The sequence below is a fragment of the Micromonospora sp. NPDC049175 genome (assembly GCF_043197345.1).
Classification (GTDB): Bacteria; Actinomycetota; Actinomycetes; order Mycobacteriales; family Micromonosporaceae; genus Micromonospora.
The window spans coordinates 1,228,792-1,246,397 of record NZ_JBICSY010000002.1 but is presented as its reverse complement, the minus strand read 5'-3'; the positions used below and the strand labels follow the sequence as shown (position 1 = coordinate 1,246,397).

The 17,606-nt window shown below is 71.6% G+C and carries 8 protein-coding genes; 2 read left to right on the top strand and 6 right to left on the bottom strand.

Going from position 1 to position 17,606, the window contains the following annotated elements:
* Nucleotides 1–5: 5 nt before the first annotated feature.
* From ACGFH8_RS12795 to ACGFH8_RS12770, 6 genes are read right to left on the bottom strand one after another with little or no spacing between them, the layout of a single operon-like run.
* Complete coding sequence (locus tag ACGFH8_RS12795) at nt 6–7,655, bottom strand: amino acid adenylation domain-containing protein (protein WP_393366590.1); 7,650 nt, start codon at nt 7,653–7,655, stop codon at nt 6–8.
* Nucleotides 7,652–8,635 (bottom strand): 2,3-diaminopropionate biosynthesis protein SbnA, encoded by a 984-nt coding sequence (gene sbnA / locus ACGFH8_RS12790; protein WP_393366588.1) that lies wholly within the window; start codon nt 8,633–8,635, stop codon nt 7,652–7,654. Before sbnA ends, ACGFH8_RS12795 begins: the two co-directional genes overlap by 4 nt.
* 31 nt (nt 8,636–8,666) lie before the next feature.
* Nucleotides 8,667–9,662: a 2,3-diaminopropionate biosynthesis protein SbnB gene (sbnB, locus tag ACGFH8_RS12785; protein WP_393366586.1), complete on the bottom strand. Its 996-nt coding sequence runs from the start codon at nt 9,660–9,662 to the stop codon at nt 8,667–8,669.
* A gap of 32 nt (nt 9,663–9,694) precedes the next feature.
* On the bottom strand, nt 9,695–11,896 hold the full coding sequence (locus ACGFH8_RS12780; RefSeq protein WP_393366584.1) for an MMPL family transporter: 2,202 nt from the start codon (nt 11,894–11,896) through the stop codon (nt 9,695–9,697).
* 40 nt (nt 11,897–11,936) lie between these two features.
* Nucleotides 11,937–12,758 (bottom strand): ABC transporter permease, encoded by an 822-nt coding sequence (locus ACGFH8_RS12775; protein WP_393366582.1) that lies wholly within the window; start codon nt 12,756–12,758, stop codon nt 11,937–11,939.
* Nucleotides 12,736–13,638, bottom strand: coding sequence for an ATP-binding cassette domain-containing protein (locus ACGFH8_RS12770; RefSeq protein ID WP_393366580.1), 903 nt, complete (start codon nt 13,636–13,638; stop codon nt 12,736–12,738). Before ACGFH8_RS12770 ends, ACGFH8_RS12775 begins: the two co-directional genes overlap by 23 nt.
* Nucleotides 13,639–13,781: 143 nt before the next feature.
* Here ACGFH8_RS12770 and ACGFH8_RS12765 point away from each other — a divergent pair, with 143 nt between their 5' ends.
* The gene (locus ACGFH8_RS12765) at nt 13,782–14,429 is read left to right on the top strand and encodes a response regulator (RefSeq protein ID WP_393367099.1); all 648 of its coding nucleotides are present in this window, start codon (nt 13,782–13,784) and stop codon (nt 14,427–14,429) included.
* A gap of 206 nt (nt 14,430–14,635) precedes the next feature.
* Nucleotides 14,636–17,497, top strand: coding sequence for a BTAD domain-containing putative transcriptional regulator (locus ACGFH8_RS12760; protein WP_393366578.1), 2,862 nt, complete (start codon nt 14,636–14,638; stop codon nt 17,495–17,497).
* Nucleotides 17,498–17,606: the final 109 nt, after the last annotated feature.

The following is a 17,606-nucleotide window of genomic DNA, read 5'->3' as shown; positions in this document are numbered from 1 at the left end:
GGTGTTCAGGAGAGGCCAAGCGCGTCGGCGAGCTCGTCCAGCGAGGCCGTTTCCTGGTCGAGTAGGAGCAGGTCGTCAGGTGTCAGCTCGGTGGCCCGCGCCGTGGCCGCGGTGACGCCGGTGAGGGCGGCCAGTGCCTGCTCGAACAGCTCGCATAGCTGTCCGGCGTCCTCGGCGGTGAGCAGCGCCGGCGCCCAGAGCCAGCGGGTGACCAGAGCGGGCCCACCGACCCGCTCCACCACGAGGGCCTCCAGCTCCAGCACGTGGTGCAGGGGCATCGCCGGGTCCGTGTGCCCGGCTCCGCCCGCGCCGAGCGGCCGCAGCCCGCTGCCGGGACGCGCGGTGTCGGCCCGGCCCAGGTAGTTGAAGCCGATCTCCGGCTCGGGCAGCTCCGCCATCCGGGCCGCCGTCTCCGGGTCGGCGTAGCGCAGCATGCCGTACCCGATCCCGTGGTCCGCCGCGTGCCGCATCTGGTACGCGACCCGGGCGATCAGCTCGGCCGCCGTTTCCGGCGCGGAACCGGCGAGCAGGGCCGCCAGGTCCAGACCGGCCAGATCGAACCGTGCCGGCCACTCGGTGGTGAACCAACCGACGGTTCCGGACAGGTCGACGCCCGCCGCGATGTCCTCGCGCCCGTGGCCCTCGACGCGCAACAGCACGTCGGCGGTGGCGTCTCGGCGCTGCCGCCAGGCGGCGAGCGCGACGACGTACCCGGCGAGCAGGACGTGCGAGATCTCGGTGCCGTCCGCCGCGAGCAGGGCGCGGGTGATCTGCGGGGGGACGTCGTGCGCGGCGCGGCGCGCCGAGCCGAAGACGTCGCGGTCCTGGTCGAGCGGTGCACCGCCGAGCGGCCCGGGGGCCGCCCGCAACCGGGAGAGCCACGCGTCCAGCTCGCCCCGCCGCTCGGGTGAGGCGGCCTGGTCCTGGACGATGCCCGCCCAGCGCCGGTACGCCGTACCGCCCGGGACCGGGTCCGGTCCGAAGCCGCCGCGCAGTTCCTCGCCGAGACCGTCGAGCAGGATCCGCCACGACACCCCGTCCACGACGAGGTGGTGCACCTGAAGCCCGACGAGCGCGGTGCTGCCGGGCGCGTCCTCCCAGAGGACGGCCCGCACCATCCGGCCGGCCCACGGGTCGAGGCGCGCCACCGGCCAGGTCTCGACGTCCGCCATGCTCGCGTCGTCGCCGGTGGCCGGTGACGACGCCAGGGCCGGGCCCGCTCCGGTGCCGGGCGGCGGCACCCGCAGCCCGTCGTCGGTGAGCGACGCGGAGAGCATCGGGTGACGGGCGGCGAGGCGATGCAGGGCCGCTCGGACGGTCTCCGTCGCCGCCGGGGCGTCGAGCCGGACCAGCACCGACTGGCTGAACTCGCCGATCGCCGTGGTGCGGCCGAGCAGCCACCTGGCGACCGGCAACGGCGCGAACGTCCCCGCGTGCTCGGCGGGGGCGTCCGCCGGGACCGCGACGCTCGCCGTGGCGGCGAGCGCGGCGGGTGTCCGCAGTTCGAGGACCTGCCGCGCGGTGACGGTCAGCCCGCGCTCGCGGGCCCTGGCGACCGCCGTGACCGCCAGGATGCTGTCGCCGCCGAGCAGCAGGAAGTCACCGTCCGCGCCGACCGCGTCGAGCCCGAGCACGTCGGCGAGGACCTCGCCAAGCGCCTGGGCGACCGGGTCGCCACCGGCACGGGCGGGCGCCTCCGCGTCGTAGCGGGGGGCGGGGAGGCGGGACGTGTCGAGCTTGCCGTTGAGGGTGCGCGGGAACTCCCGCACCTCCACGACGGCCTGCGGCACCAGGTGGGCCGGAAGGTCGACGGCGAGCCGGGACCGCACCTCGGCCGTACTGATCCGCAGGCCCGACTCCGGGATCACGTAACCGACCAGGCGGCGGTCGCCCGGACGGTCCTCGCGGACCACGACGACGGCGTCGGCGATGCCGGGCACCCCCAGGATCGCGGCGCGCACCTCACCGGGCTCGATCCGGAAGCCCCGGATCTTCACCTGGTCGTCCGTACGGCCGAGGTAGTCGAGCTGGCCGTCGGCGGTCCACCGGACCCGGTCGCCGGTCCGATACATCCGTCGACCGGGCTCGTACGGGTCGGCGACGAACCGGGTCGCGGTCAGGTCCGGACGGCCCACGTACTCGCGGGCCACCAGGGGACCGGAGACGTAGAGCTCACCCGGGACTCCCGGGCCGACCAGGTTCAGGTCGTCGTCGAGGACGCGGAGCCGGGCTCCGCTGATCGGCCGCCCGATCGTCGGCTCCGTCCCGGGCGTCAGCGCGCCGGTCATCGACGCGCAGACGGAGGTCTCCGTCGGGCCGTACGCGTTGATCATGTGATGGTCCGGCGCCCAGCGCTCGGTGAGCTCACGTGTGCAGCGCTCCCCCGCCGCCACCACGTACATGCCGGGGGTGAGCACCGTGCCGGCCGGGAACGCGGTCAGCACTGTCGGCGGCACGCAGAGCAGCGTCGCCCGGTGCCGCCGCACGAACTCGGCGAGCGGTTCGCCAGGCGTACGCTCCTCGGCGTCGGGCACCAGCAGCAGCCCGGCACACGCCAGCGCGGTGAGGGACTCCCAGGTCGCGGCGTCGAAGCCGATGGAAGCGAACTGCACCACGCGCAGCCCGGCGCCGACGCCGAAGACCTCGCGCTGGTTGTCGAGCAGTGTCCGCAGGCCGCGGTGCGGCACGAGCACGCCCTTGGGGCGACCCGTCGATCCCGAGGTGAAGATGACGTACGCCGGGTGCTCCGGGAGCAGCGGGCGGCGGCGCTCGTCGTCGCGGACGGGATCAGTGGGCTGCGCCGCGGCGAATCCGCGGAACGGCTCCTCGTCGAGGACCACGACGCCCGGCCGGTCGCCGGGCAGATCCGCGCTCGCCCGGGTGACCAGGCAGGCGGCGGCCCCCGCGTCCGCGCACAGCACGCGCACCCGCTCCGCCGGGTTGTCCGTGTCGATCGGCAGGTACGCCGCGCCGGCCTTGAGTACCGCCAACAGCGCGACGATGGTCTCCGCCGAGCGGGGCACGACGACCGCCACCGTGTCGTCCGGCCCGAGACCGCGTCCGATCAGGACGCGCGCCCAGCGGGAGGTGATGTCGTCCAACTCCCGATGGGTGAGCACGGTGTCGCCGAAGAGCAGGGCCGGCGCGTCCGGGTGGGCCGCCACGACCTCGGCGAGCAGATCCAGCACCGTGCCGTTCGGGCCCGTGGCCACGCCGCCCCGGCCCAGCGTCAGCAGGGCTTCCAGCTCGGTACCGACAGGGCCGGCCGCCGCGCGTCGGTCCGGGTCGGCGGTGAGCGCGGTCAGGGCGCGCCGGAGACCGGCGACGATCTGATCCACCCGTTCCGCGGAGAGCGCCGCCGTCGCGTACTCGACGCGGCAGCGCAGCTCCGGCTCGCCGTCGGCCCCCGCGGCGTCGTCGAACTCCAGCGCGAGGTCGAACCGGGCCTGCCCGGTCGGTAGCACCTCGACCGTCGCGCCGGGCCAGGTGCGCGGCACCCGGTCCTGGTACGCCAGCACCACCTTGATCAGGTCGGGGCCGGCGTCCGAGACCCGGCGGGAGATGGCGTTCACCACCTCGTACGGCAGGTCGCCGTGTTCCAGAGCGCGCAGGTCCGCCTGGCGCACCCGGGAGAGCAGCTCCCGCCAGCTCGGCCGCCCGGAGAGGTCCGTGCGCAGCACGACCGTGTTGGTGAAGAACCCGACGACCTGCTCCCAGACCGGGTCGGGCCGCCCGTGCACGGCGGTGCCGATCACCTGGTCGCGGTTGCCGGTCAGCTCGGCGAGCACCACGCCGAGGGCGGCGTGCAGCACCATGAACGGGGTGACGACCTGGTCCCGGCAGACCCGGTGCAGGGCGGTACGCAGCTCGGCGGGCAGCCGGAAGTCGACGGTCCCGGCGGCGCGCGGCCCCGTCGGGGCGGGTCCGCTCACGGCTCGGTCCCAGCCCGGCGAGGGCGCCAGCCCTGCCAGCGTCCGCTCCCAGTAGGCGGTCCGGGCGCTCAGCCAGTCCCCCGGCTCCTGCGTCACCGTCTTCTGCCAGGTGGCGAAGTCGCGGTACGTGGGTTCGACGATGGCCCAGCTCGGTGCCCGCCCGTCCCGGCGGGCCTCCAACGCGGTGCGCAGGTCGTCGAAGAGCATCCGCAGGGACCAGCCGTCGCAGGCGGCGTGGTGCAGTGTGACGAGCAGCGCGTCGGCACCGGCCTGACGCAGCAGCACGGCGTCGATCGGCAGGTCCCGGTCGAGCCGGATGGGTCGCGCGACGCGCCGCCGCACCACCTCGTCCAGCCGGCCCTCCGGGACGGTCTCCTGGGTGAGCAGCGGCCCGTCGATCGGCACGACCCGCTGACGCAGGCCGTCGCCGTCCATCAGGAGCCGGGTGCGCAGCACGTCGTGCCGCTCGACCAGGTCACGCAGCGCGGCGTCGAGCGACACCGGGTCCACCGGCTCGGCGAACCGCAGGAGCACCGGGATCTGGTAGGCGACCTCGTCGGGGTCGAGCTGCTCGAGCGTCCACAGCCGGCGCTGGCCGGAGGACGCCACGGCATCGTCGCCGGCGGGCACCGCCGGCGGCGGAGGTGGTTCGATCGCGCCCGCCGGCCCGGCCGCGGCGAGCGCGGCGGGTGTCGGGTCGTCGAAGAGCTGCTCCAGCGTCACCGCCAGGCCGAGCCGGCCCTGTAGCCGGGTCACCAGCCGGGTGGCCAGCAGCGAGTTTCCGCCGAGCTCGAAGAAGCTCTGCCGCGGATTGACCCGATCGAGGCCGAGGATGTCCGCCATGACCGCGGCGACCAGGCCCACGGCCTCGGAGTCGGACCGCTCCTCGTCGTCTACGGCGTACTCCGGCTCGGGCAACGCCCGGCGGTCGACCTTGCCGTTGCGGGTGAGCGGCAGCGCGTCGAGCCGGACCCATGCCTCCGGGACCATGTACTCGGGCAACTGCCGGGCCACCTCGTCGCGGACCAGCGCCGGATCCGCGACACCCACCAGGTAACCGCAGAGCCGCCGGACGGCTCCGCTGCCGGTCACCGCGACCGCGCAGTCCGTGATCCCGGGTACGCGGCGCAGCGCCGACTCGATCTCGCCAAGCTCGATCCGGTGCCCCCGGACCTTGACCTGCGCGTCGAGCCGGTGGAGGAACTCCAGGGCGCCGTCGGCGCGGCGCAGCACCAGGTCACCGGTGCGGTACATGCGCTCCCCCGACCGCGCCGCGAACGGGTCGGGCAGGAAGGTCGCGGCGGTGCGGGCACCCAGGCCGAGGTAGCCGGGGCCGACGCCGACGCCACCGACGTACAGCTCGCCGCGTCCGCCGGGAGAGACCGGTCGCAGGAACTCGTCGAGGACGTAGAGGCGGGTGTTGCGCAGGGCGCGACCGATCGGCGCACGGCAATCGTCAAGCGGGCCGTCGATGAACGCGTGGGTCACGTCGTCGGAGCACTCGGTCGGCCCGTACGCGTTGACGAGCGGGACCGACGGCACCGACGCGAGCCAACGCCCGCAGAGGTCCGCGGGAAGCTCCTCGCCGGTCGCGACCATCCAGCGCAGCCCGTGTGGCACCGGCAGGTCCGCGCCGTCGGCCCACTCGTCGAGGATGGCGCGCAGCAGCGACGGCACCACCTCCAGAACGGTGACCGCCTCCCGGGTGACGACGTCGAGCAGCGCGTCCGGACGGGTTGCCACCGCGCGCGGGACCATCCGGACGGTGCCTCCGGAGAGCAGCGGGGCCATCATCTGCCACACCGAGATGTCGAAGGTCATCGGCGCGTTCAGGACCGTGACGTCCACCGGGCCGAGGCCGAGGTCTTCGACCTTGGCCAGCAGGTGGTTGTGCATGCCCACCCAGTCGACCATCGCCGCCTTGGGCCGGCCGGTCGAGCCGGAGGTGTAGATGACGTAGGCGAGGCTTCGGCCGTGCCGGTGCCGCGCGATGTCGACGATCGGCGTCGTGCTGTCCAACTCCCCGACGCCGTGCACGGGCACGGTCGCGGCGACAGTGGCGGCCAGCGCGCCGCCGATCAGCTCCGCGGGGACCAGGAGGCAAGCCGGGGCGGCGTCGAGGACCAGCCCTACGTTGCGCTCGGCCGGAGCGTTCTCGTCGATCGGCAGGTAGGCGGCGCCTCGGGCCCAGACCGCGAGAATCGCGACGAGGGTCTCCACGGTCGGGCGGGCGACCACGGCGACGAGGTCACCGGCGCCGATCCCGTGGTCCCGCAGGCCACCCGCCGCGGCGGCGACGGCGGCCGCGAGGGCCCCGTAGTCGTGGGCGACCACCCCGTCGCTGACCGCCGGCCGGTCCGGGGCCCCCACGGCGGTGTCGCGCAGGGCGGTCAGCAGGTCCGTGCCGCCGGTCGGCCGCTCCGGCCCGACCAAAGCGGCGACGGTACCCGCGGCGAGGTCGCGGGGACCGTCATCGGTACGCAGTGCGTCGAGCACGGCCAGCAGGGCGTGCACGTGGGCCTCGGCCTGCTGGCGGTCGTACATCCGGGGGTTGACGTTCCAGTGCACGTCGATCGAACCGTCGGCCCGGTCGTGGAAGGCGACCTGGACGTCGTCCACAGGTCCGGTGGAGACGTCGCGGATCTCGGCTGTCGCACCCTCCATGAGCAGGTCACCGCCGTAACCGAGCACGTTCACCACCGGGCCGAGCGGACGCCGGTCGGCGGACGACAGGTTCAACGCCCGCCGGACGCCGCCGACGGGGAAGCGCTGGTGACGCAGCAGCGCCTTGACATCCGCGGAGATCCGGCGGACCAGGGTCGCGGTGTCCTCCCACGGGTTCAGGCGGACGGCCAACGGCAGGAAGTTGGCATACATCGCCGGGGAGTTGCGGACCGCGTCGCCGGCCCGGCGGGCCACCGCCATGGTCAGCAGGAACTCCCGGCGTCCGGTCGCGCGGGCGGTGTGCAGGGCCATGGCCGCCACGGCGAGCGCCGGCCAGGTGATCTTCAGCTCCCGGGCCCGGAGCCGCAGCGCGGCCGCCGCCTCCGCGCCGATGCTGCGGGTGATCCGCAGCTCACCGTCGGGCGTCTCCCATTCGGCGTCGCCGAAGAGGGTCAGCGCCGGGGCGTCGGCGGCCATCTCCGCCCAGAACGCGGCGTCCCGGTCGTGCCGCTCCGAGTTCAGGTACTCCTCGTCGTAGGCGACCACCCCGGCGAGCGGGGTGTACGCCGGCTTCGGCTCCGCACCGCCGAGCTCGTTGTAGATCTCGACGATCCGGCGGCCGATGAGCCCACCGGAGTAACCGTCGAATGCGGCGTGGTGCGCCTCGAAGTAGAAGTGGTGGTGGTCCGGGCCGAGCCTCGCGATGCTCGCCCGGAACGTCTGCCGGTCCAGCTCCATCCCGGTACGCAGCCGCTCGTGGTGCCACGCGTCCGGTTCCTCGTCGGTACGCCCCGAGAGGTCGAACTCCTCGAGTACCCAGTCGTCCCGCGAGTGCGGCACCTGCACGGGAACGCCGTCGCGCAGCTCGAACCCGACGTGCAGCGCGTCGGCCTCGTGGATGGTGCGGTGCACCGCGGCGCGCAGCCGGTCGAGATCGATCGCGCCATGCATCTCGACGAGGCCGCCGACGATCATCGCGGGGTTGCCCGGCGCGGCTCGCTCGGCCAGCCACATGCCGTACTGGGTGCTGGTCAACGGTAGTGCGGTGGGTGTGGTCATCCGGCCATCTCCTCGACGACTTGCACGGGCTGGTCCAGGGCCGGGAACGTGGTGGCCACCCACGTCTGGTCGTACACAGTGGACAGATAATGCAGGCCCATGTCGGGGGCGAGCGCAACGCTCGTGAGCCGGCCCTCGGGGTCGTGCTCGGCGAGCCAGCGGTCGGCGCCGGCCACCACGGTTCCGGTGGAGCCGCCGAAGAGGAAGCCCCGCGCGGCGAGCCGGCGGCAGGCGCGGACGGTCTCCTCCTCGGCCACCATCACGGTGTCCGAGAGCAGTGACCGGTCCAGCATCTGCGGGTCCAGGCTGGAGCCGAGACCCGGGATGAACCGGGTGCCGGGAGGTCCGCCGAAGTTCACCGAGCCGTAGCTGTCGATGCCGACGACCCGGGTACGCGGATGGTGGTCCGCGGCATACCGGGCGACACCGGCGATGGTGCCGGTGGTGCCCGCCCCGATGAACAGGACGTCGACGTCGGGGAACTCGGAAAAGATCTCCGGGCCGGTGGTCTGGTGGTGGGCCTGCCAGTTCCGCGGGTTGGCGTACTGGTTGAGCCACAGGTAGCTGCTGTCGTCGGCGCACAGCTCACGGATGTGGTCGATCCGCGCGCCGAGGAAGCCGCCGTGCGGGGTGGGCTCGTCGATGATGTGCACCTCGGCGCCCATGGACCGCATGAACGCCAGGGTGGAGGGGTTGCACCGGGCGTCGGTCACGCAGGTGAACCGGTACCCGGAACTCGCCGCGATGACGGAGAGGGCGACGCCGAGGTTGCCCGACGAGGACTCGATAAGGTGTCGGCCGGCGTGCAGCTCACCGCTGCGCTCCAGCTCCTCAACCATGTAGCGGGCGGTTTTCAGCTTGATCGACCCAGCGAAGTTGAGGCCCTCGCACTTGAGGAGAACGGTACGTCCAAGGACCGCGGTGAGGTCAACGAAGAGCGAGTCGACGTTGAACTCGACGGGATTGTCGATGATGGTCACAGTGGGGCCTTCCGAGAAGGATGGAGTTGGCCTACCAGCGCTGCTCTTCGCCGAAGAAACCGGCGATCCTGATGCTCGTGCCACTCGCGACCGCGGTTCCGTGCACCCAGTGGCCGACGGCCAGGTCCAGCACGCCCAGCCCGAACGGTGAGATCACGACGCCGCGTGCCGGGTCGAGGCGGAACTCGCCCGCGAGCAGACCCGGGATGGTCCCGGTGATGAACTCCCGATGCCCGAGCCGCTGTTCGGCCAGGTGCGGGGAGGTGTTCGCCTTGAGACAGTGGTCCACGTCGTCCACGACGTTCTGCGCCGCGATGATCACCTCGGGGGTGAAGTCCCGCAGTGAGACGTTGAGGTAGACCTGGCCGGGCTCCGGGGCGCGGTCCAGGTGCGGAGTCCCGGTGTTGGTCGCGGTCACGACAGTGCCCGCCGCCAGTGCCTCCGCCGCCGGCACGGCCCGACCGGCCATCCCCAGGCTTTCCGCGTACGCGACAAGCGACGCCGCCGAGCCCGGGTGCGGGTCACAGACGAGGACGTTCCGCACGTCGACTCCGGCTTCGGCCAGGTAGACGAGGATCGTCCGCGCGATCACGCCCGCCCCGAAGAAACCGACGGTGCCGTCGCCGGGGTGGGTGGCCTGCGCCGCGGCAGCCGCCAGCGCGATGCTCGCCGCGGTCCGAGCCGCGCTGATCCCGGCGGCTTCGAGCAGCGCGTACGGGTAGCCGTGGGCCATGTCGTTGAGCACCAGCACCGCCGACGCCCGCGGCAGCCCCTGCTCGACGTTCTCCGGAAAGCTGGCGATCCACTTGATGCCGGCGATGTCCGCGTCGGCGACGGCGGTTCGGGCAGGCAGCGCGATGATGCGGTCGGCGGGCTTGTCGTCGAAGCGCAGGAAGTAGGAATCCGGGTTGTTGGTCCGCCCGGCGCCGTGCGCGAGGTACGCCTCACGCACGATCTCCAGCACCGTCTTACGCTCGGCCAGGATGTCGCGCACCGCGCGGCCCGGCACCACGTCGAAGTTCAGCATGTCAGTCTGCTTCTTTCTGAGGTGGCGCCGGTTCAGGTGGAGACCGGCGCGGGTTCGTCGGCGGTGTCGGCGGCCGGCGCGAACGGCGGCACGCCGGTGTCGTTCCGGCGGCGTGAGAGTGGTCCCGGCCACCACGCGGCCCGGCCGAGCACCAGCAGCGTCGACGGCAGCAGGAACGCGCGGATGACGAACGCGTCCAACAGGACGGCGACTCCGAGGCCGATCGCGAGCTGCTTGAACTCGTTGAAGCTCAGCGTGGCGAAGACGGAGAAGACCGCGGCCATGGCGAGCGCGGCCGCGGTGACGACGCCCGCCGAGTGCACGATGCCCGTGACGACCGCGTCGCGGAGCGGGACGCGGTTTCGGGCCTCCTCGTAGACGCGGTGCAGCACGAACACGTGGTAGTCCATCGAGAGCCCCACGAGGATCACGAAGAGGAACAGCGGAACCCAGGAGATGATCGTTCCGGTCGACCGGTAGTCGAGGAGCGAGTCGGCCCAGGAGTTCTGGAAGACCAGCACCAGCACACCGAACGCCGCGGCCGTCGACATCAGGTTCATCACGAGCGTCACCACGCCGATCACGAGTGAGCGGAACGTGATCGCCATGACGATCAGGCTGAAGAGCAGCACGAAACCGACGACCATCGGCAGCTTGTCCTGCATGTTGCGGTCGTAGTCGTGGTCCGCAGCGGTCTGGCCACCCACGACGGCCGTCACGCCGTCGTGCTGCGCGGTCAGCGCCGGCACGTACGTGCCCCGCAGCGCCGTCAGCGCGTCCCTGGCCGCCGTGCTGCCATCCGCGTGGTTGACGGTCAGCGCGATCACCGAGGTGCGCCCGTCGGCCGAGGTCCGCACCTCGGAGACCGCGTCGTCGCCGCTGACCAGGCCGGCCGTCCGGGCCTTCTCGGCCAGGCCGCGCAGCCCGTCGGCGACCCAGTCGGCCCGCCCGGCGGTCCGCACCACGACCTCGAACTGGGCGCCCACCGAGGGGAATCCGGCGGAGAGCTTCTCGTACGCCGCGACGGCCGGGATGCCGGCGGGAAGGTCCTCGACGCGCTGGGCGGCGAGCGACAGCTGCAGGCCGGGCAGGCCGAGCGCGATCAGGCCGAGCGTCACGACGATCAGCGTGCTGAGCGGTCGCCGGAGACTCGGCTTGAGCACGGCGGGCCAGAGCCTCGGCGCGGCCTCGGTCCGCTTGTTCGTGATCCGCCAGATGAACGGCACCCGGGGGCGGTCCAGCACGCGGCGGAGAATCACCAGCAACGCCGGGAGCACGGTCAGCGAGCCGCCGACGGCGACCGCGACGACGATGACCGCCGCCGAGGCAAGCGAGTTGAAGGACGGGTCGCCGACCAGGTAGAGCCCGCACATGGAGACGATGACGGCGATGCCGGAGAAGACCACGGCGTGTCCGGAGGTCGCGGCCGCGATCTCCACCGAGTCTCCGCCGTCCGGCCGGGCGTGCCGCTCCTCGCGCTCGCGCTTCACGTAGAACAGCGAGTAGTCGACGCCGACCGCCATACCGACAAGCAGGATGACGTTCGAGGTGGTGCCCGAGTCCGGGATCAGGTGCGAGACGAGCGCGCTGAGCCCGACCGAGCCGGCCACGAAGGTCAGCGCGAGCACAAGTGGGATGACCGCCGCCACGAACGCGCCGAAGACCAGCAGCAGCACCAGCAGCGTCACCGGGATGCTGAGGATCTCGGCGGACGCGAAGTCGTTGGCGAGCTGCTCGTTGAGGCCGGCGCTGATCGATGCCGAGCCGGTCTGCTCGACGGAGAGGGCGGGGAACTCCTTCGCCACCCGCTCGACGGCGGACCGGGTGGACTCCACCCGCTCGTACGCCGTCTGCGGGTCACCCCTGAGCACGACCGGCACCATCAGCAGGTCCGTACGCTGTTGCGACGGCACGGCACCGGCGACCGCTGCCACGTCCGCGATCCCGCCCAGTTCGGCGGTGACCCGGGTGGCGGCGCTCGTCCGGTCGGCCGCGGCGCCGCCGGCGATGAGAACGTACTCGGTCGCGGGCTCCTCCAGGCCGGCCTCCTGCATCAGCCGAGCCGCCTGGCCGGCGTCGCCGACGGCGAGTTCGGCCGAGGTGGCGCTCCGCATGCCGGTCGCCGCTGACGCGCCGACGCAGGCCCCGATGACGAGGACCCAGACGAGGATGGCGAGAACAGGATGCCGCGCGCTGACGCGAGCGATACGCGTGCTGATGTTGTCAGGTTTCATTGCCCGTTCCTGGGTCCGGTGGGGCGGGGAGTGGTCGTACTCATCGGGCGGCCCGGCGCAGGATCCGCGCGCCGAGGCCGAGACAGACGACGATGAGCCCGGTGCTGATGAGCAGCGACAGCGAGAGGGAGTGCTCCATCGGGAAGGACCCGTCGGAAGGGACGGCGGTACCCCAGAGCCGACGGCAGGTCGTCGCGACCATGCTCACCGGGTTCCACTCCGCGATCACGCGGATCGGTCCCGGCATGACGTCCGGGCTGAGGAACGCGTTCGAGACGAAGGAGAAGATGACAAGCGACACCGCCCCGATCGGCTCGATCGTCTCCGGGTCCGAGAAGACCAGCCCCAGCACGATGCCGACCGCGATGGTCGCCGCGTAGAAGAGGATCAACTGGAGGTACGCGAGCGCGATGTCACCGAGGCTGCCCGAGGGCCGCCAGCCGAGCAGCACGCCGATCAGACTGACCAGGATCAGCGCCGCGACAGCCGCCGCCAGATCCGCGATCTTCTGTGCGATCAGGGGCGACATGGCCGGCGGTGGCATCGTCCGCAGCCGCCGTACCATCCCGGAACGCTGGTCGAGCGCCACACTGATCGCGGTCGGTCCGATGCAGGAGAGCCCGACCTGGACGGCGACGCCCGCGACGATGTAGGCCCGGTAGTCGACACCCTCGGGCACCCTGATCGCCTTCACGAAGATCAGGCCGAGCGCCAGGATCATGACGACCGGGTTCATGGCGATACCGATGAACTTGCCGGGCGAGCGCATCGTGCGGAGCGCCTGCCGACCGGTCAACGCCCCGATGTCCGCGAGGACCACCCGGAGGCCGTCCCTGCGCTCAACCGGCGATGCGAGTGCCATTCCGCGCCCTTTCCTCGTTCCTGCCGGTGAGCGCCAGAAAGACCTCATCCATTGTGGGTTGCCGCAGTGCGAGACCACCGACCGTCACCTGCGCGCGGTGCAGCACCTCGGCGACCAGCAGCAGTCCGGCGACGCCGCCGTCCACCCGTACCGAGATGAGGGCCTCGTGCTCGTCCAGCGCGACGTCGCGGCATCCGGCCGCACGCAGCGCCGCGGTCGCGGCGGCGACCGCCGGTCGCTCCACCTGGACCTCCACCCGCTCGTCGCCAACCTGCTGCTTGAGCTGGCGGGGGTTGCCGGACGCCACCACCACACCGCGATTGATGATCACGATCTGGTCGGCGAGCGCATCGGCCTCCTCCAGGTACTGGGTGGAGAGCACGATCGTGGTCCCGGCAGCGGCCAGCTCGTTGACCGCGGCCCAGAGCTTGGCCCGACTCGGCGTGTCGAGCCCGGTCGTCGGCTCGTCCAAGAAGATCACCTTGGGTGACGCCGGCAGACACATCGCCAGATCCAACCGGCGCCGCATGCCGCCCGAATACTCCCCGGCCGGCCGGCGCGCCGCCTCGGTCAGACCGAACTGGGTGAGCAGCTCGTCGGCGCGCCGAAGCGCGTCGGCCTTGCCGAGACGCATCATCCGGCCACAGAGGACCAGGTTCTCGCGGCCGGTCAGGAACGTGTCGACCGCCGCCTCCTGCTGCGCCACCGCGATGTCCCGGACGACGGCGTCCCGCTCACGCACCACGTCCCGACCGAGCATGCGCACCGTGCCCGAATCCGGTAGTCGCCGTGTGGTGAGGATGTCGATTGTCGTTGTCTTGCCCGCCCCGTTCGGCCCGAGGATGCAGAGCACGGAGCCCGCATCCGCGGTGAAGCTCACGCCGCGCAGAACGCTATGGGTGCCATAACTCTTGTGTAGATCCCGGACCTCGATAGCCGTCACGTGACCTGCTCCCCCTCGTGGTGCCGCACGGAACCGGCCATCGCGACTCGTAGCCTGGAGCCATGAACATGGAGACCCCCCTGCGGGTGTTGATCGCCGACGACCATTTCCTGCTGCGCGACGGACTCACCCGGCTGCTGCAGGCGTACGGCTGCGAAACTGTCGGCGCCGTCGGCGATTCCGACGAACTGCTGCGTGCGGTCGAGGCGACCAGACCAGACGTCGCGGTTGTGGACGTCCGCATGCCGCCGACCTTCACCGACGAGGGGCTCAAGGCGGCGATCGAGGCCCGGCGACGCGTCCCCGGCCTGCCGGTCGTCATCCTGTCCCAGTACGTCGAGCCCCTGTACGCCGTGGAGCTGCTCGCGGACGACCTTGGCGGCGTCGGCTACCTGCTGAAGGACCGGGTGATGGACGCCGACCAGTTCATGATGGCGCTCTACCAGGTCAGTTCCGGCGGCACGGTGATGGACCCGCAGGTCGTGTCCCGCGTCCTCAACGCCGCCCCGGCCAGTTCGCCGCTCGACTCCCTCACGCCTCGCGAGCACGACGTGCTCGCGCTCGTCGCCGAGGGGCGTACGAATTCTGCGGTCGCTGCCGTGCTTCACCTCGCCGAGAAGACCATCGACAAGAATGTCAGCAGCATCTTCACCAAGCTCGGCCTGCCCCCGTCCGATGATGATCACCGGCGTGTCCTCGCCGTGCTGGCGTATCTCAACAACCAGTAAAGGTTGTTCCACTTTTTCGCACGCCCCCGTCGTCCCTCAACCTGTCGACCGGTCGGCGTCGTGAATCGATGTGCTGAACGCCGGCCAACCACACCCCCGTGTCGGTCGAAAGAAGAATCACGGACCACCCATGCCGAATCCTTCCCGTATTCTTCCCAACGCCGGAACTCGTCAGATCGACAGCCGTGGGAATCGGGAAGGTCGTGGTGGAGCTTCGGGTCCTGGGCCCGGTCGAGGTGTGGAACCGTGGGGTTCCGCTCCAGTTCGCTCGGCGTCAGCAGCGAGTGCTCCTGGGGATCCTCGCGCTGGAGGCGAACCAACTGGTCACCGGCGACCGATTGATCGATCTACTGTGGGGTGAGGAGCCGCCCAAGCGGGCACGCGCGGTGTTGCAGACCCGGCTGTCCGAGATTCGTGCGATCCTCGACCTGGCCGTGGACCCCGATCCAGCGGTTCTGCTGGACACCACGGGTGGTGGCTACCGCCTGCGGGTGTCACCCGAGCAGGTCGATGCCCAACTCTTCCGCAACCTGGTCAGCGACCAGCGGACGCGGGGCTCCGACGACGAGGCACGGTCGATCCTCCGGTCGGCGTTGGCCCTCTGGCGCGGGCCGGTCCTCGGCGGATGGCTGCCGGCCGAGGGGCAGGCGGACCTGGCCCAGGGCTTGGAAGCGTTGCGCCTGACCGCGAACGAGGACCTCTTCGACGTCGAGCTCCGGCTCGGCAACCACCGCGACATCGTCGACGACGTCGTCGAGTTGGCCGGCAGGCATCCCACCCGGGAACGGCTGGTCGGTCAGATGATCCAGGCCCTGGCCCGGTCGGGACGAGGCCCCGAGGCGCTGACGTCGTTCGACAGGTGGCGGCGGTGGTTGCGAGACGAACTGGGCACCGACCCGTCGGCCGAGATACAGGCGATCCACCTCGCCGTACTGCGGGGCGCCGATGGCCCGGCGGACACCGACGGCAGCCGGGCGGCTGTCGCCTCCACCCAGTCGCCGCCCCCTCCGGACGGGCAGCGACGAAGCTCCCGGGCCGGGTTCCAACTCAGCACGCCGCGGCACCTTCCCGCTGACATCGCCGACTTCTCCGGGCGGCAGTCCGAGCTGGCCAGGATCGAGAAGATCCTGCTACGTCCGGGCGCCGGCGCCCGGATCGCGGTGGTGTCCGGGCCTGCCGGTGTCGGCAAGACCGCGTTCTCCATCCACGTCGCGCACCGGCTGGTCGGCTCCTTTCCGGACGGACAGCTCTACGTCAACCTGCGTGGCGCGGACAGCGATCGGGGCCTGGCGCCGTTCGAGGTGCTGGGTCGGTTCCTTCGTGCGCTCGGCGTCGACGGGCTCCACCTGCCCGCGACCCTGGACGAGCGGACGGACCTCTATCGGGATCTGCTCGCGGATCGGCGGCTGCTGCTCCTGTTGGACAACGCCGCCGCCGACGACCAGTTGTCAGCCCTCATCCCCGGCAGCACGTCGTGCGGCGTCCTGGTCACCAGCCGCGCCCGGCTGGGCGCCATCCTCGGCGCACAGACCGTGGCGCTCAAGGTGATGGACGCGGCGGATTCCGCGCTCCTGCTGACCCGGATCGCCGGCCCGGGCCGGATGCTCGACGGGGCATCCGCCACCGCCCTGCTCAGCCGTTGCGCGTACCTGCCGCTGGCGATCCGGATCGTCGGTGCGAAGCTGGCCGCCAAACCACACTGGACCGTCGACCGGCTCGTCCAGATGCTCGACGACGAGCGCAGCCGGTTGGACCGGCTCTCGCACGGTCACCTCGACGTCCGCGCCAGCCTGGCACTCAGCTACCAGGTGCTGAGCCCGGCGGCGCGGACGCTGCTGCGCCGTCTCGGCGACATCGAGGTCGCCGAGGTCAGCGACTGGCTCGCCGCCGCGCTGCTGGACACCACTGCCGACACCGCACAGGAGCTGCTGGAACAGCTCATCGATGCCCAACTGCTGGACTTCGCCGGCCACTACTCGTCCGGTCAGCCGCGCTACCGCCTGCACGACCTCGTGCGCCTCTTCGCCCGGGAGCGGGCGTTGCCGGAGGCCGCTCCCGGCGAGCTGAGCGCGGCACGTGGCCGGGCCTTCGGCGCCGCGCTGAGCATCATCGAGCGGCTCATCCACACGCTGTACGGCGGGCTCAGCCTCACCATCCAGGGCGGGACGCCACGGTGGGAGGTCGACGAGGTTCTCGTCGGCTCGTCGGCGACCGATCTGCTCGGCTGGTTCGACGTGGAACGCCCCACCATCGTGTCGATCATCAACCGAGCGGCCCGCGACGGGCTCGCCGAAACCGCCTGGGATCTCGCCTGCACGGTGTCCCCGCTGTTTCCGTTGCGCCGGCAGTACGACGACTGGCAACGCGTCCTCGATGTCGCCTGGGAGAGCGCGGTCGCGGGGAACGACATTCGGGGGCAGGCGGCTATTTCCTACCGGTTGGGGATGTTGAGCCTCGACCGCCAGAAAATCGACAAGGCCGACGATTACCTCACACATGCCAGGCGACTATTCGACGACATCAGCGACGTCCACGGCGTGGCGGTGGTGGATGCGTACCTCGCCATGGTGATGCGTTTCCGGGGCCAGCCGGACGGGGCGTTGGATCGGTACTCGTTGGCGCTTGAGGGTCTGCGGGACACCGACGTGGGCGGTGCCGCCTTCGTCCTGCGGGGCATGGGGCAGGCCTACCTGGATCTCGGTGATCGGGACGGCGCCAAGGTGCACCTGGACAAGTCCCTCGCGCTGTACGACACGATCGGTCCCGCGCCGATGGCACGCGGGCAAGCGCTGTTCTGGCAGGGTATGTGCCTACTGGCGGCGGGCGCTCACGAGCAGGCGGCCCCACTGTTCGACCACGTCCTGCAGATCACCGCAGTCCTCGGCGACCGGCACGGGCAGGCCCAGGTGCTGCGCGGACTTGGCATCTGCCACCATCGGGCGGGTCGCATCCCGCAGGCGCGGGCGTCGCTCGACGAGGCGCTGCGGCTGATCCAGCAGCCGACGCCCTCGATCGTGGAATCGTTTGTGCTGCGGACTGTTCGTGATCTCTTTGGCGACGATGGATGACCTGTCGGGCATCAATGGGCCCCACGGTCGATGACATAGACGCTAGGATTCTGCCGTCCATTTGGTGATCGGCATTGGAGAGCAGTTTTGAGGAAGCACATCGCTGCCG

What these genes read in the sequence shown, in the direction of transcription:
- ACGFH8_RS12795 (WP_393366590.1), bottom strand. Translation starts at nt 7,655, where the DNA reads ATGACCACACCCACCGCACTACCGTTGACCAGCACCCAGTACGGCATG.
- sbnB (WP_393366586.1), bottom strand. Translation starts at nt 9,662, where the DNA reads ATGCTGAACTTCGACGTGGTGCCGGGCCGCGCGGTGCGCGACATCCTG.
- ACGFH8_RS12780 (WP_393366584.1), bottom strand. Translation starts at nt 11,896, where the DNA reads ATGAAACCTGACAACATCAGCACGCGTATCGCTCGCGTCAGCGCGCGG.
- ACGFH8_RS12775 (WP_393366582.1), bottom strand. Translation starts at nt 12,758, where the DNA reads ATGGCACTCGCATCGCCGGTTGAGCGCAGGGACGGCCTCCGGGTGGTC.